Source organism: Desulfallas thermosapovorans DSM 6562 (assembly GCF_008124625.1).
GTDB lineage: Bacteria > Bacillota > Desulfotomaculia > Desulfotomaculales > Desulfallaceae > Sporotomaculum > Sporotomaculum thermosapovorans.
In genome coordinates, this window is record NZ_VNHM01000008.1 from 85687 (window position 1) to 109207 (window position 23521).

Here is a 23521-nt window from a genome sequence, read left to right on the forward strand (position 1 = left end):
AACCACCTGTTTAATTTTTATATTAACAAGTGCAGCGATTGCTTTTATTATGTTCATCCAGTCTACCAAGGCTTGAACATATACTTTTGTGTTTTATTCTTCCTCAAATATATATGGGGAGATTTTTTTGTGTCTTTTTTAAATTTGGTGCATTTTAACAGGACTTTCAACCCTTCAATACCTGGCACCACCGGGAAGTTAATTTTGCATACTTTTAGAACAGGCTCTGGAAGAACACACTTTAAGCCCGCCTGAGACATTGTGAATTTTAAGATCGGTCTACGGGAGGTTTTTCGCCTTTAAGCGACGAAATAATGCGTGGAGACGTATGTATTGCGGGAGGACACTAAATTGATCGAAATTAAAGGTTTAAGCAAAGTTTATGCAACCCCGAACCAGAGAGTTATCGCCCTGGATAAGGTAAACCTTTCCGTGGAAAAGGGCGAGATATTCGGTATTATCGGTTTAAGCGGGGCGGGTAAAAGTACACTGATCAGGTGTATTAACATGCTGGAAACCCCCACTGAAGGCTCCATTATAGTGGACGGTCAGGAAATTACCAGCCTGAACAAGCGTGAGCTGCGTATCGCCCGGCAAAAAATCGGTATGATTTTTCAGCATTTTAATTTACTGTCATCCAGAACGGTCTTTGATAATGTAATGTTTCCACTGGAAATAGCCAGGGTCCCCCGGCAGGAGGCAGCCAAGCGGACCCGGGAACTCCTGGAACTGGTGGGATTGGCGGATAGGGCAGACGCTTTTCCCAGCCAGCTAAGCGGGGGGCAGAAACAAAGGGTGGGTATTGCCCGGGCTTTGGCTAACGGTCCTAAATTGCTTTTATCCGATGAGGCCACCTCGGCCCTGGATCCCCAGACCACCAGATCTATCTTACAGCTTTTAAGGGATATTAATCGCCAGCTTAACCTGACTATTTTACTGATTACCCATGATATGAATGTCATCAAAGAGGTATGTGACCGGGTGGCGGTTATTGATAACTCCCAAATTGTTGAAGTGGGCGATGTCTTAAGTGTCTTTTCCAGTCCCGGTACACCCACCTCCCGTAGTTTTGTCAATACCGTTATAAGCAGGGAAGTGCCTGCCGAATTGCTGCACCGTTCTTGGGCTCAAGGTGAACAGACACATTCCAAGTTTATTCGTATCTCTTTCATCGGTGCTTCGGCCGGGGAACCGGTAATATCATCGATGGTCCGCAAGTACGGTATTGAGGCCAACATCCTTTACGGTAATGTGGACAGGGTCAAAGACATACCCTTTGGCAACCTGGCCCTGGAATTGATTGGGCCGCCCGGAGTACTGCAGGAATCGTTGGATTACCTGCGTAGCCGGGGTCTGGAAATCGAGGTGTTAAATAATGCCTGAAATGCTGGTGAACATGGGCATCAACGGCTGGCTGGCGGAAAAACTGGTTTTGGCCACCTGGGAAACTATCTACATGGTTTTAACATCCACCGTATTGAGTTATTTGTTCGGACTGCCCCTGGGAGTTATACTGGTCATTACCGCCAAAGGCCATATCCTGGAAAGCAATGTAGTAAACCGGGTACTTGGATGGATCATCAATGCCACCAGGTCTATACCCTTTATTATTTTTTTGATCTTGCTTATTCCCGTTACTCGTTTGATTGTCGGCACATCCATCGGTACAGTGGCTTCCATAGTCCCCCTTACCCTGGCGGCCATTCCCTTTGTGGCCCGTTTGGTGGAGACTTCCCTGAAGGAGATTGAATGGGGATTGATCGAGGCGGCCCTTTCCATGGGGGCCAATACCTGGACAATAATCTCCAAGGTTTTATTGCCCGAGGCCAAGCCCTCGCTGTTTTTAGGGGTTGCCATAACAACCATTAACCTGGTCGGTTATTCTGCCATGGCAGGAATTGTAGGAGGAGGTGGTTTGGGTACACTGGCTTACTATTACGGTTACCAGCGTTATGATAACTCCATCATGTGGGCAACCGTGATAGTCCTGATCGTACTGGTTCAGGGTATTCAAATGCTTGGTGATAATCTCGCCGCAAAAGTATCCAACAAAAGGAGGTAAATTGATGAAGAGAATCGTGGCACTGCTGTGCTCCCTGGCGCTGGCCGTTGTTGTTTTGGCCGGGTGTGGAGGAAATAACGCCGGCGATACGGCCAATAACAATGACGCCGGTTCCAGCAAACTGGTGGTTGGGGCCACTGCCAAACCCCACGCTGAGATATTGGAAGTGGTCAAGCCCATGTTGCAAGAAAAGGGTGTGGACCTGGAGATTCAAGTATTCACTGATTATGTATTACTTAACCCGGCTTTGAAGGATAAACAAATCGACGCTAACTTCTTCCAGCACATACCTTACCTGGATGATTATAATGCTAACAATAACGCCGATCTGGTGTGGAGTGTCAAGGTACACACCGAACCCATGGGTGTATATTCCAATAAAATCGATAACCTGGACAACCTGGCCGACGGAGCCAAGATAGGCATACCCAACGACGCCACCAATGGCGGCCGGGCTTTAAATGTTCTTGAAGCGGCGGGTCTCTTGACGTTAAGGGAAGGTGCCGGTGTTACCGCTACCGATGCCGACATTGTGGAAAACCCGAAAAATTTGACCATACAGATGATGGACGCTGCCATGCTGCCCAGAGCTTTGGCGGACCTGGATGTATGCGTAATTAACAGCAACTACGCTTTGGAAGCCAATCTAAATCCGGTGGAAGACGCTATTTTTATGGAGGCAAAGGATTCTCCCTTTGCTAATATAGTGGCGGTTCGGGCAGAAGACAAAGATAAGGAAGCTATTAAGAAACTGGGTGAAGCATTACAATCACCGGAAGTGAAACAGTTTATCGAGGATAATTACAAGGGAAGCGTGATCCCAGCCTTTTAAATTAAACGATACAATAAGAGCCGTGCTTTATAGAGCAGGCTCTTTTTGTATTTGCTCAAGTATTAGTTTTTCATTTTGAAGGATAATAAGTTTGTTTGGCAAATTAAAGTATTTGGCGATGTATTCAGTATTTTAATTGATGTTCGCTAGTTTATATTTTGTGAAAATAATGGACCTACAGTCGAGGGATGATTTTTATGTGCGGGCGATTTACACTGTCGGTTGAACTATCAACTATTCTAAGGGTTTTTCAAGTCCAGTACAAAAAGGAAAGTTTTATTTACAGCAAGCGCTATAATATTGCCCCTGGCCAAAATGTTCCCGTTATTACCGGCCCGGTTGATCACAGGGTAATATCGTTGATGCGGTGGGGCTTAGTCCCCCACTGGGCGAAGGAGGTCTCAACCGGTAACAAATTAATCAATGCCCGGGCGGAAACAATCGACCAAAAACCGGCCTTTAAATCTTCGTTTATTAAACGAAGATGCCTGGTCCCTGCTGATGGTTTTTACGAGTGGAAAAAGCAAGCTGGTGGGAAAACGCCTGTGCGAATTATTCTGCCGGACAAAGAAGTTTTTGCTTTCGCGGGGATCTGGGCGCAGTGGCAATCGCCTGAAGGTAATATCACCCGCTCTTGTGCCATTATTACCACCGGGCCAAATGACTTTATGCGCAGTATTCACAACCGGATGCCGGTTGTTTTGTCCGGGGAAAGTGCCTGCCAAATTTGGTTGGAATCAAATGATGTTGTTGAACTTAAAGAACTGCTGCAGCCATACGGTGGCTTGATGATGGCCTATCAAGTTTCAAGCATGGTGAACTCACCTGAACATGACCACCCAAAACTGCTTGAAAAGTATTCTTGATCTTTCGTATCAAATCTATTATTATAGATAAAGATTTCATGGAAGTGAGGTGTAAAAGATGTTGGTCTTCGCCGGAATGAATAAGGCAAATATCCGTATGATTCCTGTGCTCGATTATGTCTACAGGGATAAGTGCGCCTGTTTTTACAAACTGAATTACAAAAATCCGGGGAAGGCACATCTTTATTACTAAACCTTTTATAACAGGATTAGTATTAATGAAAGGCGATGGTGTTCTCCATCGCCTTTTTGTGTCCTTCTTCCCGATAAACGGAAAGGACGATTTTATGAATATAAACCAGGTGCAAGAAAATAACTCTACATGGAAGCATAAGATAGCTTTATTTATAATCAGCCAGAATCTATCCCTTTTCGGCTCCTCTGTTGTTAGTTTCGCAATAATATGGTATATCACTCTACAAACATCATCCGGTACATGGGTGATGCTCTTTACCATCTTTTCATTGTTGCCCCAGGTGCTGATATCCCTTTGGGCCGGTGTTTGGGCGGATCGTTATAACCGCAAACACCTCATTATGCTGGCGGATGGTTTCATTGCCCTGGCCACGCTGGGCCTGGTAATTGCATTCCTGGCCGGTTATCAAAGCATGGAACTGCTTTTGGTTATTTCGGCTGTTCGTTCTATCGGGGCCGGGATTCAAACCCCTGCCATTGTAGCCATGTACCCGCAAATTGTCCCGGTGGAGAAGTTGACCAGGGTGCAGGGTATCAACCAGACCCTGAACTCGGTATTAATGCTGCTATCTCCCGCAGTGGGCGGGATTGTGCTGGGCTCCTTGGGTATTACCTGGGCCTTTATGCTGGATGTGATTACTGCTTCACTGGCTATCATAGCCCTTGGTTTTATGCATGTCGAAAAGGTTGTCCGGTCTGAAGAAGTTACGGGTGTACTTACCGAGCTGCGCCAGGGAATAACCTATACACTTAATCACAAACTGTTGAAGCGGACCTTAATTATTTTCGGGGTGTCATTTGTGTTAATAACACCGGCGGCGGTATTAACACCGTTATTGGTGGAACGCAGCTTCGGCAGCGATGTTTGGCGACTGACCGCCAATGAAATAGTTTGGACGGTGGGCACTTTAATCGGTGGGGCCTTTGTTTCCCTGCGCGGTGAATTCAGGGATAAAATATTCACCGTGGCAGTTTGTTTGGTGGCCTTCGGTATTACCTTCGCCCTGCTGGGTATTGCCAAGAATTTCACTATATATCTACTTATAATGGGTGCCGCCGGCTTTTTTATGCCCATTATCGCCACTGCCCAGACGGTATTAATTCAGGAAAACGTGGAAGCAGCCATGATGGGGCGGGTGTTCTCCCTGGTGCAAATCGTTACCGGTACTGCAATGCCCGTAGCCATATTATTTTTCGGCCCCCTTGCCGATATCATATCTATCGGCTTAATTTTGCTGGTCACCGGTATATTATTGGCACTGACAGGTGTTCTGTATCAAATTACCAGTAAACGTGCCGGTATCAGCTACTAGGGGCTATTTGCATAGTCCCCGCCAGGTCTGCTCATTATCTCTGTGCAGGCGGGCTTTTGAGGTGTTCAAGCAGGTGCCGGAGTCATAGGGCTAAAAAGGTGAAAATCTTTCAATCCTATGACTCCCGGCACCCAACTATGCTTTTTAAATATATTATTCTGAAAAATCAAATAAATTTGGCCCAGATAGGTTGTATTAAATGGAAAGACAGGTTAATATAAGTTAACAGGTTGGATAAAGTAGTGTTATTTTTTTTAAAACTTGAAACACTAATTGTAATCGGGCTAATAAAAGAGCAAAGGGGTGCAGGTAATGATTGAAATAAGGGATAAAATATACTGGGTTGGGGTAAAAGATTGGGAGTTGAAAAAATTTCATGGCGAGGAATACTCCACCCATCGGGGTTCCACCTACAATTCTTATTTGATTAAAGATAAAAAGATCGCCCTGGTGGATACCGTTTGGACACCGTTTCATGAGGGTTTTGTCGAACAACTGGATAAAGAAGTGGGTTTGGCCAATATAGACTTGATAGTGGTCAACCATACCGAGCAGGATCATGCCGGCAGCCTGTTGTATTTGATGGAAAAAATCCCTGAAACTCCGATATATTGCACCAAAAACGGTGCTGCGATGATCAAGGGGCATTTCCATAAGGATTGGAATTTTAATATTGTTAAAACGGGTGACAGTGTTGAGCTGGGGGATTATAAGCTTGTTTTCGTGGAAATGCCCATGCTGCACTGGCCCGATTCAATGGCCACCTACGTAGCCGGGGCCAGTGTATTGCTGTCCAACGACGCCTTTGGCCAGCATTACGCATCTCCGTATTTGTTTAACGATCTGGTGGATCAGGGTGAATTATTTCAGGAGGCGCTCAAGTATTATGCCAACATACTGACTCCTTTCAGTGACCTGGTAAAAAGGAAAATCAGTGAGATAAAAAGCCTCAATTTGCCCATTGACATGATTGCCCCCAGTCACGGGATTATATGGCGGGAAAATCCGCTGCAAATAGTGGAAAAATACGAGCTGTGGGCCAGCGGTTACCATGAGGGGACCGCACTGGTACTTTATGATACCATGTGGGGTGCTACTAAAAAAATGGCCCTATCCATAGCCAAGGGTTTGGAGAACAAAGGGGTCGGGTCCAAGGTCTTTAATCTGGCTAAAATTGATAAAAACGATGTTGTTACCGAGATTTTTAAAGCCAAGGGCGTTATAGTGGGTAGTTCCACCATAAATAAAGGTATACTGAGCGCCACTGCCGCCATCCTGGAAATTGTCAAAGGACTTAGATTTAAGGATAAGGTGGGGGGAGCATTCGGTTCCTATGGCTGGAGCGGCGAATCCCCCAAACTGGTGGAGGAGCATTTAAGGGATGCGGGATTTGAAATACTCCTTGACCCGGTAAAGATGAAATATGACCCGACACCTGAGGACTTGAAAGAATGTGAGGCATTTGGAGAACAATTTGCTGCGGCAATGAAGGAACAATTGCAATAAATTGACCGGGGCACCTGGTGGTGGATGTTTTCCAGGTGCCCTGGTGCCATTACACTGGTACCGCCTCCGCCTTTTATTACCGGCATGAGGCGGCTTTTTACTTAAAAGTAAAGGTCCCGCTGTCCCTGTTCAATCATTTTCAATCGTTCCTCGGTTAACTGCCTTATTCTAGGGCTTTTTATTTCATTTAAGTGGTCAGCGATGGTTTTGTCCCCTACTTCCCTGGTTTGGGGTAAAGCGTAATCCTCCAGGAATTCCTTGAAAGTCAGGATGGCGTTGGGCTGGCAAACGTTTTGGATTTCACCGCTCTTGGCCAGGGGCATAAACCGCTCACCGGTACGGCCGCTGCGGTAACAGGCGGTACAAAAACTGGGGATGTAGCCTGATTGGCATACGCTGCGCAGTACCTCGTCAATGCTCCTGGTGTCCTCGATTTGAAACTGCGGTGAATCATCGCTATGACAAGTACAGGTCTCTTTTCTGTTTTGTTCTTCCCTGTAGCCACCTACCCCGGTGCATGAACCGGCGCTGATTTGGGATATGCCCACGTTAATGAGCTCATCTCTAAAACCGGCCGATTCCCTGGTGGAAATAATCATTCCGGTGTAGGGAACCGCCAGCCGCAGCACGGCAATAATCTTTTTAAAGTCAGCATCCTTTACCAGGTGGGGAAAGGTGTCGTAGTTGACCCCCAGAGCCGGGCGCAACCTGGGCACGGAAATGGTGTGCGGGCCGACGCCGAATACTTCCTCCAGGTGCAGGGCGTGCATGAGCATGGCTAAAACTTCGAATTTATAATCGTACAGGCCGAAAAGCACTCCGATTCCTACATCATCGATGCCGCCCTGCATGGCCCGGTCCATGGCGGTGGTGTGGTAATCGTAATCGTGCTTGGGGCCCAAGGGGTGCATGGCCGCATAAGTTGAGCGGTGGTAGGTTTCCTGGAACAAAATATAGGTGCCTATGTTGGCTTCTTTCAGCCGGCTGTAATTTTCCACAGTGGTGGCGGCGATGTTTACATTAATCCTCCGGATACTGCCGTTTTCTTTCTTTATTTCATAAATGGTTTTGATGGCCTCGAGAACATACTCGATGGGGCAGTTTTGGGGATCTTCACCGGCTTCCAGGGCCAACCGTTTATGTCCCATGGATTCCAGTACCATAACTTCTTCCCGCAGTTCCTCCATGGACAGCCGCCGCCTGGTGAAATTATTATCGCGCCGGTAGCCGCAGTAGACGCAATTATTTACACAGTAGTTGCTGATATAAAGCGGTGCGAACAGCACCAGCCTGCGGCCGTATATTTTTTCTTTGATCCGGTGCGCTGTCCGGTATATCTCCTCCAGCAATTCCTGATCCTCTATATGCAGCAGCACGGCGCATTCCGCGGGGGTAAGCCCCCCGGCCTTGCCCGCCTTTTCTATGATGTGCAGGGCGTCCTCTTTGGTGGCCTGCCGGGCTTCTTCCAGCCAGGTGTAAATTTGTTCCTCGTTTATGAAGTCTGCTTTCATGCTCATTGTTTCATCCCTCCCGTAAATTTGGGTGCGTGTCCGTGGCTCGTGGCCAGGGGCCTGGCCAGTCCGGCCAGTAACTTTTTGATACTGGTGAGCGTCTCCAGGGGTTTTTCCGTCATGTCTGATTTTTGCGGGTAAATCTGGTATTGCCGCCGCACATCAAGCGGGGTTAAATTGGGCATAATCACGTTGGCACCTGCATTTAGCGCCAGCTTGCGCCCATCGGTGGCCAGGGTGCACAGGGCAGTGGTGGCGGGCAGGTGGGCCCCGGGCAGGCATAACCTGGTTACCGCCAGGGTCTTCAAGGTCAGTTCCGGGTCACCCGCCGCCGCATCTTTCAGGGGCGTGGCGTAATGGGGTAGAAAGGGTCCCACTCCGGCCATTTCCACGTCCAGGTCCCGAAGCAGCGCCACATCACGGGCCAGGGTATCCAGGTCCTGCCCCGGCAGTCCCACCATGTTGCCCGAACCGGTCTGGTAGTCCAGTTCCTTCAGCCAGTGAAGGCAGCGGAGGCGGGTCTCAAAGGTGGTGTCCGGCTTTAAAAACCTGAAAAGTTCCGGGTTTGCTGTTTCATGTTTCAGCAGGTAGCGGTCAGCACCGGCTTCACGCCATAACCGGTAATTCTCCCGCCGGTGTTCCCCCAGTGACAGGGTAATGGCAACGTCATGCTTGTTTTTTATGCTGTACACCAGCCGGGCAATATCCTCCGGGGTGTAATAAAGGTCTTCGCCGGATTGTAGCACCACCGTGCGAAAGCCCAGGGCGACTGCTTCGGTGGCGGTCGTCAAAATTTCATCCAGGGACAAGCGGTAGCGGGCTATGGACTTATTGTCCCGGCGCAGGCCGCAGTATAGACAGTTTTTGCGGCAGTAATTGGAAAATTCAATAATGGCGCGCAGGTGCACTTCATCCCCCACGCCGGTTTGCCGGGTACGGTCCGCAGCACTGTAAAGGGATTTGGTTTGTTCCGGGTTTGCCATCAGTAATGCCTTGATAGCTCCGGTTTCCAGCTTGCTACCGGAAACAGCGTCAGCCAGAGCCCGTGCAAAGTCATACATTATTTAATCAACTCCGTTATTCCTTAAGTACATCCAGCGCAGCGGGAAACGGTGTTAGCGCCCGGTGTAAAATGCCCAAAATGTAAGCAATTAATACCCCGTAATTCACTATGGGGACCCCGGCGTTACGGGCCTCCAGTATGCGGCTGAGCATTTCCCGCCGGTTGATCATGCAGGCACCGCAGTGTACGATAAGCTTGAAACGCTCCAGGTCCGGGGGCAAGGCGATACCGCTGGACCATTCCAATTGTAAGTCGCCGCCCACCTTTTGACGCAGCCAGCGGGGTATTTTTACAGTTCCGATATCATCGGTCACCCGGTGGTGGGTGCAGGCTTCGGAAATCAAAACCCGGTCACCCGGTTGAAGTTTTTCCACCGCCAGGGCACCGGCCACCAGTGTGGCCAAATCGCCTTTATAACGGGCGAATAAAATGGAAAAGGAGGTTAACGGGATGTCCCGCGGCGTGTCGGCATCCACTTGGGAAAATACCTGGGAATCTGTGATTACCAGTGCAGGTGGCTTGGCCAACATTTGCAAAGCTCTTTTTAAATCATTTTCCTTAACTGCCATGGTCAGGCAGTCATGATCCAAAAGGTCGCGGATTGTTTGCACCTGGGGCAAAATCAGACGTCCTTTGGGGGCTGCTGCGTCAATGGGTGTCACCAGCAGCGCCAGTTCACCCGGGGGCACCAGGTCACCGGCGATGGTGGGGGCTGCCCAGTCCTTGGGGGCCACCTGTACCATCAGCTGTTTTAATTTATCTATACCCTGCCCTGTTACCGTGCTGGTGGTGACCACCGGAATATCCGGCGGCAGGTTGGGGCGGGGCGGGATTTCAGTAAAGAGGTCGGTTTTATTAAGTACCGCGATCACAGGTAGTTGTTGCCGCTGTGCGGTTTCCACCAGTTTAAGCTCGGTGGCGCCGGTGCCTTGCCGGGGATCAATCACCAGCAGCACCAAATCCGCTTTGGCTAGTACCGCCATACTTTTGGCCACTCGTTTTTGACCCAGCTCTCCCTCGTCGTCCAGACCGGCGGTGTCGATTAACACCACGGGGCCGATGGGCAGTATTTCCATGGATTTATAAACCGGGTCGGTGGTGGTACCCGCCACGGGTGATACGATGGCCAGGTCCTGATTGGTGAGGGCGTTAATCAGGCTGGACTTGCCGGCGTTGCGCCGGCCGAACAGGGCTATATGCATCCTGCTGCCCCGTGGTGTTTCGTTCATAATAATCATCTCCCAATCAAAATTTTATGTAGCGGCTGACCGGTCAGCGTGTAACCAGGGCACTTTTTACGCTCACCCGGTCTATGTTTCCCAGTTTGCCGGTGAGGGCTCCTATGGTGTCGGTATCGCCGTCTACGATTAGAGAGATTACCGAAAGATCCTTTTCCCGGTAAGGAATGCCCATGCGACCAACAATGACATGACCGTAGGCGCTTAAAATATCGTTGACGCGCGGGGCTTGTTCCCGGTCTTCAATGACAATGCCGATTACACCGATACGCTGTTTTTTTACCAATTAATATCACCTCCGCAAAATATAACAGCCTGTTTTCCCGGGGAAAACAGGCTGTGCAGGGCAAGGGTAATATCATACATCATTTACGCCTGTGCCCCTTGACCGCAGTACCTTAAGTACCTGTTTGCCGCAGGGTTTGGTAACAAATAGCCCTTTCCCCGGGAAATATAATAATCCCCCGGGGAGCAGGCATAATAATTTTAGGCCATAATAGTTTAAATTATATACTGATTATATCATTGTTTATTTTGGTTGTCTTTAAGAGTTTCCCGCCCCATGGCCGGTGGCTTCATTTGGGACAAAACCACCATTTCCCGGGCCAGAATCTGCAATTTCTCCTTAAGTTTAAAAACGCAATAAGATGATTCCCCGTAACCACGCACTATGTCCTCTGCAAGAGCGCGGCAACTGGGTGAACCGCAGGAGCCGCAATCAAGACCGGGCAAATCGGCGGTAATTTTCTCCACCTGTTCCAACATTTTAATGGCTTCATTTATATCTTCACTGAGCATAAGGGTGGGGCGGGGTTTAATGGGTCCCGGCAGTTTGCAGGAATCATAATCCACCTTGATGGGCGGAAGTTGTTCCTGCTCAGCGTGTAATATTTTAACCAGGTTTTCCATGCGCACCCGGGACACAAAGAGATTCTGGGGGACAAGGGGGCCGCCGATGCACCCTCCGGTGCAGGCCTGGGCTTCCACATAATCAATATCTGAAAGGCCGCCCCGCTCAATTTCCTCCAGTAAATTAATAACACTGTGAATTCCATCCACCGCCAGTAATGACCAGTGTTCGGAAATGGCGTGATTTTCACCGCCTGCTTTGCCCCAACCTACCCCCGCAGCCGGGGAACGGTTTTCCCGTATTATAGTCGATGGGGATTGCAGTGCGTTTTTAATATCACTGTAAATAATGGACATGGAGATGGCTCCGTCAACATATGACCGGTTGCCGAAGGGTTGTTTGACAGCGGTTACCTTGGCGGGGCAGGGAGTGATAAAGAAAACCCCTATTTCCTCATCTTTCAAGCCCAGCTTCTGCATGGCTTTCTCCCTGGCCAGGCGAGCTGCAATCTCCATGGGTGTGTCCAGTAAAACAATGTGTTCCAAAAGGCCCGGGAAACGAACCTGCATTAGCCTGACCACCGCCGGGCAGGCCGATGAAATCAGGGGTCTGGGTAAATCACTATCGCGCAGGTATTTAGCTAGGCATGCTGAAATAATTTCGGCTCCCACCGCAACCTCAAAATAATCATCAAAGCCAATATCCAAAAGCGCACCCAGAATATCCCCCGGTTTTACCCGGGGGCCGAACTGAGCATAAAGGGAAGGGGCCGGCAGGGCGATGGTATGCTTGTACTCCGCCAGCCTCTCCAGGGGATCGGTAACGGCTAGTTTGGCCCGGTTGGGACAAATACGGATACATTCACCGCAATCAATACAGCGCTCTTCAATTATTTGGGCCCTCCCCTCGCGCACCCGGATGGCCTCGGTGGGACAGTATTTGATACAGTTGGTGCAACCCTTGCATTTTTCAGTATCGAGCATTACAGAATGAAAGTATTTTTGCATAATCATTCACCACCCGGTCGATTTATAATAACCGCGGTGACTGTGGTGCCGTAACCCGGCCTGGATTCAATATCCAGTTTGTCGGAACAGCGCTGAATATTGGGTAAGCCCATGCCAGCTCCGAATCCCATTTCCCTGACATGGGGGGGGGCCGTGGAGTACCCTTCCTGCAGGGCCAGGGAAACATCAGCAATGCCGGGGCCTTCGTCCGCGGCTGTGATTTGCACCCGGTCCGGTAATAAAACAGCAGACAGGATACCTTTATGGGCGTGGATAACAATGTTTAGCTCGGCCTCATAGGCAACAATTACTGTTTTCCTGATGGTTTCTATTTTCATGCCCACCATTTGCAGGGCCTTTTTAATTTGAGCCGCAGCCTCGCCGGCACGATTAAAATCCATGCCCCGGACCTCAAATTCCATTTTCATGGGGTCACTCTCCAAGGGAAATCAGGAACTGCGCAAGCCGTGCTGGTAAAGCAAACCGCAGCTTTCAAAAAGAAACCGGTTGGTTACCAGCAGGGGAAGTTTCTTTTCGTTTGCTAAACGAATGATCTCCTGTCCGGGCCTTTTACCCCGCACAAATAAAATAGCCTTGGCTTCAATCATATCAGCCACCCGTATGATCTGGATGTTGGTTAAACCGGTGATAAGCAGGCATTCCGGCCTGGAAAAACAAAGGGAATCGCTCATTAAATCACACCCGAATCCCGAGTTGATTTCAATATCAAGTAATTCCCCACCTGTGATAACATCAGCGTCCAGTATTTGTTTAATGGTTGATAGTTTGATAGGCCTCACCGCCATAAAAAAAACTTATTTAAAAAAAGCCATAATAATAAGCGTTGTTAATTATGAATTATAAACTGTTGTTATAGCTTAATAGTAATAGTAATAAATAAATTAAAAAAAAGCAATCATTTTTTACAATTTATAAAAGTGTGGTATTGCTTCATTAAATATTTTAGTTTACAATAAATAAGTATTCTTACCGTTAGAATTCTAATAATTAAATCACTAAATGATTTTATAAGAATAATGATATGCCTGTGGAGGTGATTGAAAATTAATTTTGACACAGCAAAACAAATCCACAACCTGTTATTCACTTTCATGGGGCTATTCCACGAGAAATTCCTTTTACGCTTTCGACAAGAGTTTCACGAGTACAGCCGGGTGCCATGCTTGAAAAAAAACCATATGAAGATATTAAATGTGTTGTACCAAAGAGACCGCATAACTTTGACTGAAATTAGTAAAATGCTTGATATTGAAAAGGGTAGCCTTACTACGCTGGTTGACTTGCTGGAAAAGGAGGACTTCGTAATCCGTACCAGTGACCCCATGGATCGCAGGAAAACTCTAATCCGTCTGAGTTCCCGCGGGAGGGAAGAGATGGATCGCGTGATGGATTTTTGTGCCCAAAAAATGAACGAAATATTACATGATGTTGACTCTGTTGAAATACAGCAATTCGTCACCAGTTTGCAGTCCGCGGTTAAGTTTATGAGAAAAATTTAAAATAATGTGTATAGAGAAAGGTTAGTGTCTTATGGCAAACAATTTAGACCTCGGGAATGGAAATACCGGCAAACTGCTGTGGGAATTCTCCATACCCGCCATTATCGGCATGTCAGTGAATGCCTTTTACAATGTTATATCGCGAATATTTGTGGGGCAAGGTGTTAATTACCTTGCTATCGCTGCCGTTACGGTAGCTATGCCGGTTATGATTCTTTTATTTGCTGTTGCCATGTTAATCGGTATTGGTGCCACAGCATTGATTTCAATACGGCTCGGGGAGCAAAAAAAAGAAGAAGCGGATAAAATTGCGGGTAACGCCACACTACTCTTAATATTACTTCCCTTATTATTTTCAATAGCATATTTTCTCTTTTCCGAACCGGTGTTGAGGTTGTTTGGCGCCACCAGTCCCGATGTTTTACCTTACGCCCGGGATTATATGCATATTATTATGATTGGTGCCGTGCCGGGATCCATTGCCTTTGGCTTGAACAACTTTATCCGGGCCGAAGGAAATCCCCGGTTCGCCATGTTTACTCAAGTCATCGGTGGTGTCATAAACATTATTTTACATTATGTGTTTATCTTTATATTGGGGTGGGGTGTCAAAGGAGCCGCCCTGGCAGTTATTGTGGGCCAAACAGTTTCGGCGGTTTGGGTGATCAGTTATTTCCTCCGGGGAACGAGCATGATTAAAATTAAACTTAAAAATATGAAGCTCCAGATTCCCATTGCTATAAAAATAATGGCCATTGGCTTTGCGCCCTTTGCCATGCAAATAGCCAATAGCGTTCAGCAAACCATTTTAAACAAAATCATCATGTTCTATGGCGGAGATTTAGCTCTCTCAGCAGTGGGTATTGTCATGAGTGTAGGTATGATTTTGATTATGCCCATTGTGGGTATTAGTCAGGGGGCACAGCCCATCATCGGTTATAATTATGGTGCACAGCGTTTCGATAGGGTAAAAGAAACACTAAAAAAAGGAATTTTGGCCAGTACGGTACTGGCTATAATTGGTTTTGCCGGTACTCGCTTTTTTGCCATCCCGGTGGTGGCACTTTTCAGCAAAGGTGATGCAGCTCTGACCCAATTGGCAGCACACGCCCTGGTTACGTTTTTTGCCTGTCTACCCATTGTGGGCTTTCATATTTTGGGCGCAAATTACTTCCAGGCTGTGGGCAAACCAATACAATCCACTATCCTCAGCTTATCCAGGCAGGTGCTCATATTTATCCCGCTGCTACTGATTTTGCCCAATTTCTGGGGAATTGAGGGGGTTTGGAGAACGGCACCAATTGCCGATATCCTGGCTGTACTTTTGACGGCTATAGTGTTATTTTATGAAATGAAAAATATAAATCCAAAACCGACCCTGGCCATGGAGTCAAACTAAAAAGATAACTGTATAATCGCCGCCGGTGATGGTGGTTTTTATTAAAGGTCTGGATGTTAGAATCCAGCTTTTTTTTATTTTTTTGTATAATGTTGAAATTTTGTCATTGATTTTTTGGGACAAAGGAACTATTATAATAAGTAAATTAAATGAATATCAATAAGTATTGATTATGAAGATTTTTGTTTTTGATTAAAAAAACTTATGAGCAAGAATTGGTTTCTGTTATGAATATATCAAAGAAAGGGGGATTTAAGAATGTTTAACGGACTTTTCCAGCCTACACATCTTATCCTCATTCTGGTGGTGGTGCTCATTATCTTTGGGCCGGGCAAGCTGCCTGATGCAGCCAAGGCTATGGGTAACGCGCTGCGGGAAATGAGGAATTCCTTTGCTTCAAATGAGGATGAGGCCGGGAAAAAGGAAAAAATGGAAGGCGTAGCTGCCGCTACTGCTACCACTTCTTCCACTCCCAAAGTATCAACAACCAAAGCGACCGATTAATCAACTGCTGTTTTATTACCTGCGGTAGCGAAAAGCGCCTGTTATTTATAAGGAACATAAAAATCTTAAATGTATAAAAAGGTGGTGGGGTAAATGGCAAACCAGAAAGAAATGACCGTGGTACAGCACCTGGAAGAACTTCGGAAAGTATTGATTATATCGATTATTTCCACAGTTGTTGCAGCTGCGGTGTGCTGGTTTTTCAGCGAGAGATTCCTGGCCATACTGCTGCAACCGGTAACAGGGGCGGGACACGAAATAATTTACATCGGTGTCACCGAAGCGGTGATGACCAAGATTAAGCTTGCTTTTTTCCTGGGATTTCTGGCTGCTTTACCCATCACACTCTGGCAGTTCTGGGGGTTTGTGATTCCGGCGCTGCGTAAAATAGAAAGGGTTTACTTTACCCTGTTTATTTTGATTTCTTTCCTTTTGTTTGTGGGGGGCGTTGCCTTTGGTTTTCTGGTGGTCTTCAAATTGTGTGTTTCCTTTTTGTTGAGTTACGGCGGCCCCCAGCTGGTTCCTATGCTCACCATTGGTAAGTATGTTTCCTTTACGTTGAACTTTTTATTGCCCTTTGGCCTTATTTTTGAAATGCCACTGGCCAGCTTCTTCCTGGCCAGGCTTGGAATTATCAATTATCGTTCCATGGTGAAGGGACGCAAGATTGCTATACTGGTTTCCGTGGTCATTGCGTCAGCGGTGGTATCAAGCCCCGAAATTTTCACCGTGCTCCTATTTGCGGCGCCAATGTACTTATTGTACGAAATAAGCGCCAGCATTGTTAAAGTTGTGGAATGGAGCATGAATTTGAAAAAGTCGGGCCAAAAGTTTAGTATTCTGGCGCCTGTCAAAAGATTAATTGCCAGGGCCAGAGGAATCAGGATCTTTGCCAAGTAGAAATTGCACGGAACTTGAGGAGGAGGTTTAAGCACTTCATGGATGACCGGGTGCAACAGGACAAAAAAATGACCAGGAGGTCTTTCCTGAGGATAATGGGGGGGTTGGGACTGGCAGGTATCACCGCTAGCCTGGCCGGGTGTGGTACCGTTTCTTCCGTGGCTGGCCAGACAGGCGGCGAGGGCTGGTTGCCGCAGCAGTACCAAATACCCGGTTCCTGGCCTGTCCAGGTACGGGGACGGGTGCCCATTGAGCCTGACAACCCTTCTATTACCAGAGATGACCAAAAGTGCGTTTTATGCGGGCAATGTTTAGAAGTTTGTCAAAAAACCCAGACCGTGTTCGGGTATTATGATTTCCCGCTGGTTGACGAAATCGTATGTATTAACTGCGGTCAGTGTGCCCTCTGGTGTCCTACGGCCGCTATTACGGAACGGGACGACACAGAAATTGTGTGGCAGGCGATTAACGACCCCGATAAACATGTGGTTGTACAAACCGCACCGGCTACCCGGGTGGGCTCTGGGTGAGGAATTCGGCCTGGAGCCGGGTACATGGGTGGCGGGACAGCAGGTGGCCGCATTGAAGCGCCTTGGATTTGACGCGGTATTCGACACCAACTTTACCGCGGATTTGACCATTATGGAGGAAGCAACGGAACTGATCAAACGAATTAAAGGGGATATTAAAAAGCCGCTGCCGCAGTTCACATCCTGCAGCCCCGGTTGGGTTAAGTTTTGCGAATATTTTTACCCCGACCTGCTGCCCCATATGAGTACTTGCAAGTCACCCCAGCAAATGCTGGGTGCGCTGATTAAAACGTATTATGCCAAAACCAAAAATATTGATCCGGAAAAGATTTTTTCCGTTTCCATTATGCCCTGCACAGCCAAGAAGTTTGAAGCGGCCAGGCCGGAGATGAGTGATAGCGGTCATTACTGGCATAAACAGAATATGCAGGATGTGGATGCGGTACTCACCACCAGGGAACTAGCCCGGATGCTTAAAAAAGAAAACATTGATCTGACCAAGCTGCCCGAGCAAAATTACGACCCGCTTTTGGGTAAAAGTACCGGTGGGGCAATTATTTTCGGGGCCACCGGTGGAGTGATGGAGGCTGCGGTGCGTACCGCCTACTATTTCATTACCGAAAAGGAACCTCCCGCTGGTTTGTTGAATTTGACGCCGGTTCGTGGTCTTGAGGGTGTTAAAGAAGCGGCGGTGGAAGTACCCGGAGTGGGCACGGTAAAGGTGGCGGTTTGCCATGGTATGAAGAACGGCCGTCAGGTCCTTGAAGCAGTGCGCAAAGGTAATTCCCCCTGGCATTTTGTGGAGTTCATGTCCTGCCCGGGCGGGTGTGTCAGCGGCGGGGGACAGCCCAGGTCGGCGGTACCGCCTTCAGACGAAGTGCGTATGAAGAGAATCGAGAGTTTATATAAGGCCGATAGCAGCATGGTCTGGCGGGAAAGTCATGAAAATTCGGAAGTACTGACGCTGTACCAGAATTTTTTACAGCATCCCATGAGCGAATTGGCTGAAGAGTTGTTGCACACCGGCTATGAGGACCGGAGTATCAGCTTCAAGCAACCGAAGGCTGCCGCTGGATCGGCGGGCATTATTTAAGGGGAGGTGAGCAAAAATGTCCAAGGGTGTACTGGTTGATATAACACGTTGTGTAGGCTGCGGAAGCTGTGCGGTGGCCTGTAAAATGTGGAACTCTCTGCAGTATAACAACGGTGTTGATACTGTGGGTGAAAACGCTGAACTGGCGGCTGAAGAATGGACCGTGGTTAAAAAAGCGGTGGTTAAAAAGGAGCAAAAAACAGCCTGGCGCTTTGTAAAACAACAGTGCCTGCATTGCCTGGAACCGGCCTGCGCTTCGGCCTGCTTTTCCAGGGCCATTCAAAAAACCAAGGAAGGCCCGGTGGTTTATGTCGAAGAACTCTGCGTTGGTTGCCGGTATTGCATGCTGGCCTGTCCCTACAACATACCCAAATACGAGTGGGACAAAACTTTCCCCAGGGTAAGGAAATGCCAGATGTGCGCCAGCCGCGTAAGCAATGGAGAAGCACCTGCCTGTGTCGGGGTATGCCCGTCCGGTGCTCTGACCTTTGGTGATCGTGCGGAGTTGTTACAGCTGGCCAGGGAGAGAATCAGCAGCGGTGGCTACATAAACCATATCTACGGCGAAGATGAAGCCGGGGGAACAAACTGGCTGTATATTGCGGACGTTCCCTTTGAAGAACTGGGCTTCCGCACCGGAATTACCACTAAACCTCTACCGGAGTATTCCGAGAGTATTCTGCGCTTGACCCCTGCCGTGGGGCTGGGTTGGGGCGCTGTGCTCACCGGCCTTTACGTCTATAACAGGCGTAGAAACGAAGTCGCCCGGGAAGAAAAAATAAGCAGTGTAAAAAAAGGTAAGAAAAAATAAATACCGTTTATTCAATGACGGGGAGGTAATGATTTATGGCAGCTACCAACAGCGATGCGGGTAGGTGGAGATTCCCAATGACCTCCACCAGATACGTGCTGTTATTTTTAGCAATAGTGGGGGCACTGCTGATGGTGTACAGGTTGGTGGTCGGCCTGGGTAGCACTACCAACCTTAATGACCAATGGCCCTGGGGCTTGTGGATAGGTTTCGACGTTCTTGTCGGTGTGGCCCTGGCCGGCGGCGGTTACAGTACCTGCCTGCTGGTGCATGTGTTAAGAATTAAAAAGTTTAATGCCATTGCCAGAGCAGCCATGCTTACTTCGTTAATAGGTTATCTACTGGTGATGGCCGGGCTTTTTATGGATATCGGCCGCTGGTTTAATTTCTGGCGCCCCTTTGTTTCCTGGGGCTACCACAGCGTCCTTTTCGAAGTATTTTGGTGTGTGTCCCTGTATACTATGATCCAGTTGCTGGAGTTCGGGGAAGTTGCTACGGAAAGAGTTCAACAGGGATGGCATAAGTATATCAAAAAGATTCTACCGGTGCTGTTTATAATCGGAATCGTGCTGCCTACCTTACACCAGTCATCCCTGGGTTCCCTTTACGTAATTGAGGTGGGTAAATTGTACCCGCTGTGGTGGTCCATGCTGCTGCCGGTATTTTTCCTGATGTCGTCCTTTTTTGTGGGACCGGCCATGGTGACACTGGAGTCATTTTTAGGTGCCAGGGCGCACGGGCATAAACCCGAAACCGGTGTGTTGTCGTCGCTGGTTAAAATCTCAGGTTACCTGCTGGTTGTTTACCTGGTGTTAAAGATTGTGGACCTGTTTTACCGGGGTGCGGCGGGTCTGGTCTTTGCAGGCAATCTGGAGGGCAACATGTTTCTCCTGGAAATGATTGCCGGGGTAATTATTCCCATTATTATTTGCTTTAACTCCAAACTGCGTAATAGTAACGCCGGTTTGATTGGCTTCAGCGTACTGGTGGCAGGCGGTGTTATTCTTAACCGGATGAACGTGGTTTTCACCGGTATGGCCGGTTTTATGGGCGGGTTTTATTTCCCATCACCAATTGAATGGGGCGTAAGCATTGGTCTCATTGCCACCGGTGTACTGGTTTACCTGTTCGTGGTGGAAAATTTCAAAATTTTACCTGGCGAGGGCAAAGGTACAGGAACGATGCCGCTGGTATCGAAGGACAGAACTTCACAGAAGCTTTCAGCTTGATAAAAAACATGTGCTCCAGCATGTTTTTTAAAAAATTTACCTTGGTTTTACTTTAACCCCCTATGATTGTAAATCCCATGATTTGCCGCCACCGGTACCAAAAAACCGGTGGCGGAACCAACTTTTTTGCTCTTATTGTTTGAAAGGATTTTTAGTCACTGTATAGAAAACCCTATAATAATGATATTTCAATACAAATGTGATCCAAAAAAACACCGGGAAGGATAACTTCAATCATCCGGTATAAACGGTGATAAATTTTGAATATAAAACAATTGGAAGCTTTTTTGCATATTGCTCAACTAAAGAATTTTACCAGGGCGGCTGCCCAGATGAATATCAGCCAACCTGCTATTAGCCTGCAGATAAAGGCGTTGGAGGAAGAGTTAAATATAACCCTCTTTGAACGCAACGATAAGAAGGTTGTACTTTCTGAAGCCGGCCGGCTGTTATTTCCCATCGCCATGCAAATGATCCGGCAGTACAACAAAATCAAAGCCGGTATTGACGATCTGCGGGAGGTCAAGGCCGGGCATCTTATGTTGGGTGCCGTTCCGGTGGCCGGGGAATGTTTAATGCCCGCCCTTATCGGCGGTTTCCGAGAGCAGTACCCTGCCATTACGGTTTCCCTGCAAATCGGGGGCAGTGTTCAAGTATCCAGGTGGATCAAAGAGCGGGACGTGGAAAGCGTAATCGTGGGCTATCCCGTTAAGGCCGACGGGATAGAGTGCCGGCCCTGGCTTACTGACCAGATGACGGTGATAACACCGCCCTGGCATCCCCTTAGAGGTGAGGAAGTACCCCTGGCGGCATTGACCAACGAATCCATTGTGGTGCGGGAAGTGGGTTCAGGCGGCAGGCAGGTTTTGGAGCAGCAACTGCTGAAACATAATATTACCCTGGATCAGTTTACCAGTGTATTGGAATTGGGTAGTGCCCAGGCTGTTATCAACGCGGTCAGGTTGGGACTGGGTATCGGTGTGGTTTCCCGCTGGGCAGCAGGTGAACTGATTGAAAAGGGCGTTTTGGGGGAGATAACGGTGCAGGGTCTGAACTTTAGTTACGAGTTTTACTTGGCCTGGAACCAGAACAAGGAGAGTATCGCCGCCAAAGCATTTCGCACCTTTATTACCGACGAAGAAATGATCCGCCGTTTGTTAAGGACCAAAAATTAATAGACGGTGTTTTATGGTGTTTTATTTTTATGATATTTTATTTAAGGAAGACAAACGTTACCGAATAGCAATAACTTCATGATTTGATAAGATAAGATCCGGACGCTTCTTTTGCTAACCGGGTCTTTTTTACTAAGGAAGCTATTGGAAAATTTTGTACTCCCCACATCCACTCCGCCGCCGACCTGGATAGGAAAACGGGAATATCAATTTCGCAAGCACAGTATGCTTTCCTTTGGACCGGATATTACTGTCTTAAACAAAATTGATGCACCTACCCAGGAGTGCGCAAACATATGTTTTAACAGGGATTTTTTTGAGGACATCGCCCGTGAGGCAACTGGGAAAAGGAACATCATCAAAGGTTTGGAGTATGCCCCCAGTTCCCAATTGATGCAAACTATTTTGCTTTTTGAGCACGAAGTGGGGAACTATGGTAATGGGTGTCCGCTGATGATTCAGAGTATTTGCGTACAGTTGGCTATACAGGTGCTACGCTGCATGAATATTAACGGCGTTGGTGGCAGGAAATACAGTCGGGAGAACAATTACGTAAATAAGGCAAAAGATTATATGCATGCTTATTGTAATGCGGGAATTAGTATAAATGATATTTGCAAGGAGATTAATTTAAGCCCCTTCCATTTTATCCGTCTTTTTAAGGCCCAGACGGGAAAAACTCCCTATCAATATCTGTTGGAAGTAAGGATGCAGCAGGCGGAAACCCTATTAAAGGGTGGATGTTCGGTGGAGGAGGCGGCCCGTTTATGCGGTTTTGTTAATCCGGGGCACTTTTCCTCTCTTTTTAGGCGCATTGTAGGCATAACACCGTCATCATATAGGAAAAAATATTTTATAAATTTTAAAGAATAGGGACTTGATTCATGATTTTTCCCAGTTTTTCCCGGTCAATCACCATGTCCTGGAAGGGCTTGCGGCGGGTACGGTGCAGCAGCGCCAGGTTTACCGACTGCCGCACATCTTCTTCGAGTACCTCGGTTCGGCCATGCATGGCGGCCACAGTTTTAGCTGCTTTCATCATTACCAGGTCGGCCCGGTGCCCGTCAACTCCCATCTCCAGGGCGATTTTTGCTATCAGGAATAGCATGGTATCGGAAATGGTGACCCCCGGTAACATTGCTTTGGCGGCTTTTATTTGCCCCCGCATTTTTTCTTCCTCAACTTGCCATGTTTGGCCGAATAGCTCCGGGTTTTCTTCGAAAGCAGCCCGGCGTTTAATTAGTTCCACCCGCAGCGCCGGGTCGGTAATGCCGGTTACATTTACACACAAACCGAAGCGATCCAGCAACTGCGGTCTCAGCTCACCTTCCTCGGGATTCATGGTACCTACTAAAATGAATTCAGCCGGGTGGACAAAGGAAACCCCTTCCCGCTCCACGGTATTTACCCCCATGGCGGCCGAGTCCAGAAGAATGTCCACTATGTGATCATCCAGCAAATTTACTTCGTCTACATACAGTATCCCCCGGTTGGCCCGGGCCAGCACGCCGGGCTCAAAATGCTTTTCCCCCTTTTTAATGGCCTGTTCGATATCCAAAGTACCCACCACCCGGTCTTCAGTGGCAGCCACAGGCAAATCAACCACCCGCATTTTCCGGCTAATCCGGGGCAGAACCTCACCGGATGCCAGCCGCTGCCGGCAACTTTCGCACATGGTGGTTTCATCAATGGGGTTGCAGCTAAAGGGACAGCCGGCTACCACATCAATTTCCGGCAGCAGTGCCGCCAACGCCCGGACAGCGGTGGATTTAGCCGTACCCTTTTCGCCACGGATTAAAATACCGTTTAACCGGGGGTTAATTACGCTCAGTAAAAGCCCCATTTTCATTTCTTCCTGACCGACAATGGCGCTAAAGGGGTAAATCTCGTTGTTTTTAATCAAGACTTATCGCCTTC

22 protein-coding genes and 1 pseudogene are annotated in these 23521 nt (G+C 48.0%); 15 read left to right on the forward strand and 8 right to left on the reverse strand.

Annotated features, from left to right (window positions below; translation table 11 throughout):
• The first annotated feature begins 351 nt into the window (after positions 1 to 351).
• The 6 genes from LX24_RS08455 to LX24_RS08480 all read left to right on the forward strand — a co-directional run bounded on the left by LX24_RS08455 (position 352) and on the right by LX24_RS08480 (position 6774).
• Complete coding sequence (locus LX24_RS08455; protein ID WP_166511707.1) at positions 352 to 1383, forward strand: methionine ABC transporter ATP-binding protein; 1032 nt, start codon at positions 352 to 354, stop codon at positions 1381 to 1383.
• The gene (locus LX24_RS08460; protein ID WP_423244331.1) at positions 1376 to 2062 is read left to right on the forward strand and encodes a methionine ABC transporter permease; all 687 of its coding nucleotides are present in this window, start codon (positions 1376 to 1378) and stop codon (positions 2060 to 2062) included. Before LX24_RS08455 ends, LX24_RS08460 begins: the two co-directional genes overlap by 8 nt.
• A 4-nt stretch (positions 2063 to 2066) precedes the next feature.
• A complete protein-coding gene (locus tag LX24_RS08465; RefSeq protein ID WP_166511708.1) occupies positions 2067 to 2894 on the forward strand; it encodes a MetQ/NlpA family ABC transporter substrate-binding protein in 828 nt (275 codons plus the stop codon).
• Between the two features lie 188 nt (positions 2895 to 3082).
• Complete coding sequence (locus LX24_RS08470) at positions 3083 to 3760, forward strand: SOS response-associated peptidase (protein ID WP_341473566.1); 678 nt, start codon at positions 3083 to 3085, stop codon at positions 3758 to 3760.
• 218 nt (positions 3761 to 3978) lie between these two features.
• Positions 3979 to 5268, forward strand: a complete 1290-nt coding sequence (locus LX24_RS08475) for an MFS transporter (RefSeq protein WP_243131680.1) — start codon at positions 3979 to 3981, stop codon at positions 5266 to 5268.
• Between the two features lie 312 nt (positions 5269 to 5580).
• Positions 5581 to 6774, forward strand: coding sequence for an anaerobic nitric oxide reductase flavorubredoxin (locus LX24_RS08480; RefSeq protein ID WP_166511710.1), 1194 nt, complete (start codon positions 5581 to 5583; stop codon positions 6772 to 6774).
• Between the two features lie 101 nt (positions 6775 to 6875).
• Here the strand turns inward: LX24_RS08480 and hydG are convergent, their stop codons facing one another.
• From hydG to LX24_RS08515, 7 genes are all read right to left on the reverse strand, one after another.
• Complete coding sequence (gene hydG, locus LX24_RS08485) at positions 6876 to 8291, reverse strand: [FeFe] hydrogenase H-cluster radical SAM maturase HydG (protein WP_166511711.1); 1416 nt, start codon at positions 8289 to 8291, stop codon at positions 6876 to 6878.
• Positions 8288 to 9346, reverse strand: a complete 1059-nt coding sequence (gene hydE / locus LX24_RS08490; RefSeq protein WP_166511712.1) for a [FeFe] hydrogenase H-cluster radical SAM maturase HydE — start codon at positions 9344 to 9346, stop codon at positions 8288 to 8290. The genes hydG and hydE overlap by 4 nt, the downstream gene beginning before the upstream one ends.
• Positions 9347 to 9362: 16 nt before the next feature.
• Entirely contained in the window at positions 9363 to 10577 is a 1215-nt protein-coding gene (gene hydF, locus LX24_RS08495) for a [FeFe] hydrogenase H-cluster maturation GTPase HydF (protein WP_207706567.1), read from the reverse strand.
• Positions 10578 to 10620: 43 nt separating this feature from the next.
• Positions 10621 to 10872, reverse strand: a complete 252-nt coding sequence (locus LX24_RS08500) for a TM1266 family iron-only hydrogenase system putative regulator (protein ID WP_166511714.1) — start codon at positions 10870 to 10872, stop codon at positions 10621 to 10623.
• 236 nt (positions 10873 to 11108) lie between these two features.
• Entirely contained in the window at positions 11109 to 12443 is a 1335-nt protein-coding gene (locus tag LX24_RS08505) for a [Fe-Fe] hydrogenase large subunit C-terminal domain-containing protein (RefSeq protein WP_166511715.1), read from the reverse strand.
• Positions 12444 to 12445: 2 nt separating this feature from the next.
• Positions 12446 to 12871 carry an ATP-binding protein gene (locus LX24_RS08510; RefSeq protein ID WP_166511716.1) on the reverse strand — a complete coding sequence of 142 codons (426 nt, stop codon included), beginning with the start codon at positions 12869 to 12871 and terminating at the stop codon, positions 12446 to 12448.
• Between the two features lie 21 nt (positions 12872 to 12892).
• Positions 12893 to 13249, reverse strand: a complete 357-nt coding sequence (locus tag LX24_RS08515; RefSeq protein ID WP_207706568.1) for a DRTGG domain-containing protein — start codon at positions 13247 to 13249, stop codon at positions 12893 to 12895.
• Between the two features lie 252 nt (positions 13250 to 13501).
• Between LX24_RS08515 and LX24_RS08520 the strand changes: the two genes are divergently transcribed.
• The 9 genes and pseudogenes from LX24_RS08520 (at position 13502) to LX24_RS08560 (ending at position 22477) form a co-directional block, all read left to right on the forward strand.
• Complete coding sequence (locus tag LX24_RS08520) at positions 13502 to 13963, forward strand: MarR family winged helix-turn-helix transcriptional regulator (RefSeq protein WP_341473567.1); 462 nt, start codon at positions 13502 to 13504, stop codon at positions 13961 to 13963.
• Between the two features lie 31 nt (positions 13964 to 13994).
• Positions 13995 to 15362: an MATE family efflux transporter gene (locus LX24_RS08525; protein WP_166511717.1), complete on the forward strand. Its 1368-nt coding sequence runs from the start codon at positions 13995 to 13997 to the stop codon at positions 15360 to 15362.
• 258 nt (positions 15363 to 15620) lie between these two features.
• Complete coding sequence (tatA, locus tag LX24_RS08530; protein ID WP_166511718.1) at positions 15621 to 15866, forward strand: twin-arginine translocase TatA/TatE family subunit; 246 nt, start codon at positions 15621 to 15623, stop codon at positions 15864 to 15866.
• Positions 15867 to 15959: 93 nt separating this feature from the next.
• Complete coding sequence (tatC, locus tag LX24_RS08535) at positions 15960 to 16766, forward strand: twin-arginine translocase subunit TatC (protein WP_166511719.1); 807 nt, start codon at positions 15960 to 15962, stop codon at positions 16764 to 16766.
• A gap of 38 nt (positions 16767 to 16804) precedes the next feature.
• Positions 16805 to 18389: pseudogene (locus LX24_RS08540) on the forward strand ([FeFe] hydrogenase, group A).
• A gap of 16 nt (positions 18390 to 18405) precedes the next feature.
• Positions 18406 to 19200 carry a 4Fe-4S dicluster domain-containing protein gene (locus tag LX24_RS08545; RefSeq protein ID WP_166511720.1) on the forward strand — a complete coding sequence of 265 codons (795 nt, stop codon included), beginning with the start codon at positions 18406 to 18408 and terminating at the stop codon, positions 19198 to 19200.
• A 35-nt stretch (positions 19201 to 19235) separates the two neighbouring features.
• Positions 19236 to 20429: an NrfD/PsrC family molybdoenzyme membrane anchor subunit gene (nrfD, locus tag LX24_RS08550; RefSeq protein WP_166511721.1), complete on the forward strand. Its 1194-nt coding sequence runs from the start codon at positions 19236 to 19238 to the stop codon at positions 20427 to 20429.
• A gap of 260 nt (positions 20430 to 20689) precedes the next feature.
• The gene (locus LX24_RS08555) at positions 20690 to 21604 is read left to right on the forward strand and encodes a LysR family transcriptional regulator (protein WP_166511722.1); all 915 of its coding nucleotides are present in this window, start codon (positions 20690 to 20692) and stop codon (positions 21602 to 21604) included.
• 144 nt (positions 21605 to 21748) lie between these two features.
• Positions 21749 to 22477, forward strand: a complete 729-nt coding sequence (locus LX24_RS08560; RefSeq protein ID WP_166511723.1) for a helix-turn-helix domain-containing protein — start codon at positions 21749 to 21751, stop codon at positions 22475 to 22477.
• On the opposite strand, the gene LX24_RS08565 is transcribed toward LX24_RS08560, so the two are convergent.
• On the reverse strand, positions 22467 to 23507 hold the full coding sequence (locus LX24_RS08565; RefSeq protein ID WP_207706569.1) for a magnesium chelatase ATPase subunit I: 1041 nt from the start codon (positions 23505 to 23507) through the stop codon (positions 22467 to 22469). The two genes, LX24_RS08560 and LX24_RS08565, sit on opposite strands and share 11 nt — an antisense overlap.
• Positions 23508 to 23521 lie beyond the last annotated feature (14 nt).

What these genes read in the sequence shown, in the direction of transcription:
- LX24_RS08505 (WP_166511715.1), bottom strand. Translation starts at nt 12,443, where the DNA reads ATGCAAAAATACTTTCATTCTGTAATGCTCGATACTGAAAAATGCAAG.
- LX24_RS08470 (WP_341473566.1), top strand. Translation starts at nt 3,083, where the DNA reads ATGATTTTTATGTGCGGGCGATTTACACTGTCGGTTGAACTATCAACT.
- LX24_RS08510 (WP_166511716.1), bottom strand. Translation starts at nt 12,871, where the DNA reads ATGAAAATGGAATTTGAGGTCCGGGGCATGGATTTTAATCGTGCCGGC.
- LX24_RS08475 (WP_243131680.1), top strand. Translation starts at nt 3,979, where the DNA reads ATGAAAGGCGATGGTGTTCTCCATCGCCTTTTTGTGTCCTTCTTCCCG.
- LX24_RS08465 (WP_166511708.1), top strand. Translation starts at nt 2,067, where the DNA reads ATGAAGAGAATCGTGGCACTGCTGTGCTCCCTGGCGCTGGCCGTTGTT.
- hydF (WP_207706567.1), bottom strand. Translation starts at nt 10,577, where the DNA reads ATGAACGAAACACCACGGGGCAGCAGGATGCATATAGCCCTGTTCGGC.
- LX24_RS08460 (WP_423244331.1), top strand. Translation starts at nt 1,376, where the DNA reads ATGCCTGAAATGCTGGTGAACATGGGCATCAACGGCTGGCTGGCGGAA.
- LX24_RS08525 (WP_166511717.1), top strand. Translation starts at nt 13,995, where the DNA reads ATGGCAAACAATTTAGACCTCGGGAATGGAAATACCGGCAAACTGCTG.
- hydE (WP_166511712.1), bottom strand. Translation starts at nt 9,346, where the DNA reads ATGTATGACTTTGCACGGGCTCTGGCTGACGCTGTTTCCGGTAGCAAG.
- tatA (WP_166511718.1), top strand. Translation starts at nt 15,621, where the DNA reads ATGTTTAACGGACTTTTCCAGCCTACACATCTTATCCTCATTCTGGTG.
- LX24_RS08515 (WP_207706568.1), bottom strand. Translation starts at nt 13,249, where the DNA reads ATGGCGGTGAGGCCTATCAAACTATCAACCATTAAACAAATACTGGAC.
- LX24_RS08480 (WP_166511710.1), top strand. Translation starts at nt 5,581, where the DNA reads ATGATTGAAATAAGGGATAAAATATACTGGGTTGGGGTAAAAGATTGG.
- tatC (WP_166511719.1), top strand. Translation starts at nt 15,960, where the DNA reads ATGGCAAACCAGAAAGAAATGACCGTGGTACAGCACCTGGAAGAACTT.
- LX24_RS08545 (WP_166511720.1), top strand. Translation starts at nt 18,406, where the DNA reads ATGTCCAAGGGTGTACTGGTTGATATAACACGTTGTGTAGGCTGCGGA.
- nrfD (WP_166511721.1), top strand. Translation starts at nt 19,236, where the DNA reads ATGGCAGCTACCAACAGCGATGCGGGTAGGTGGAGATTCCCAATGACC.
- hydG (WP_166511711.1), bottom strand. Translation starts at nt 8,291, where the DNA reads ATGAGCATGAAAGCAGACTTCATAAACGAGGAACAAATTTACACCTGG.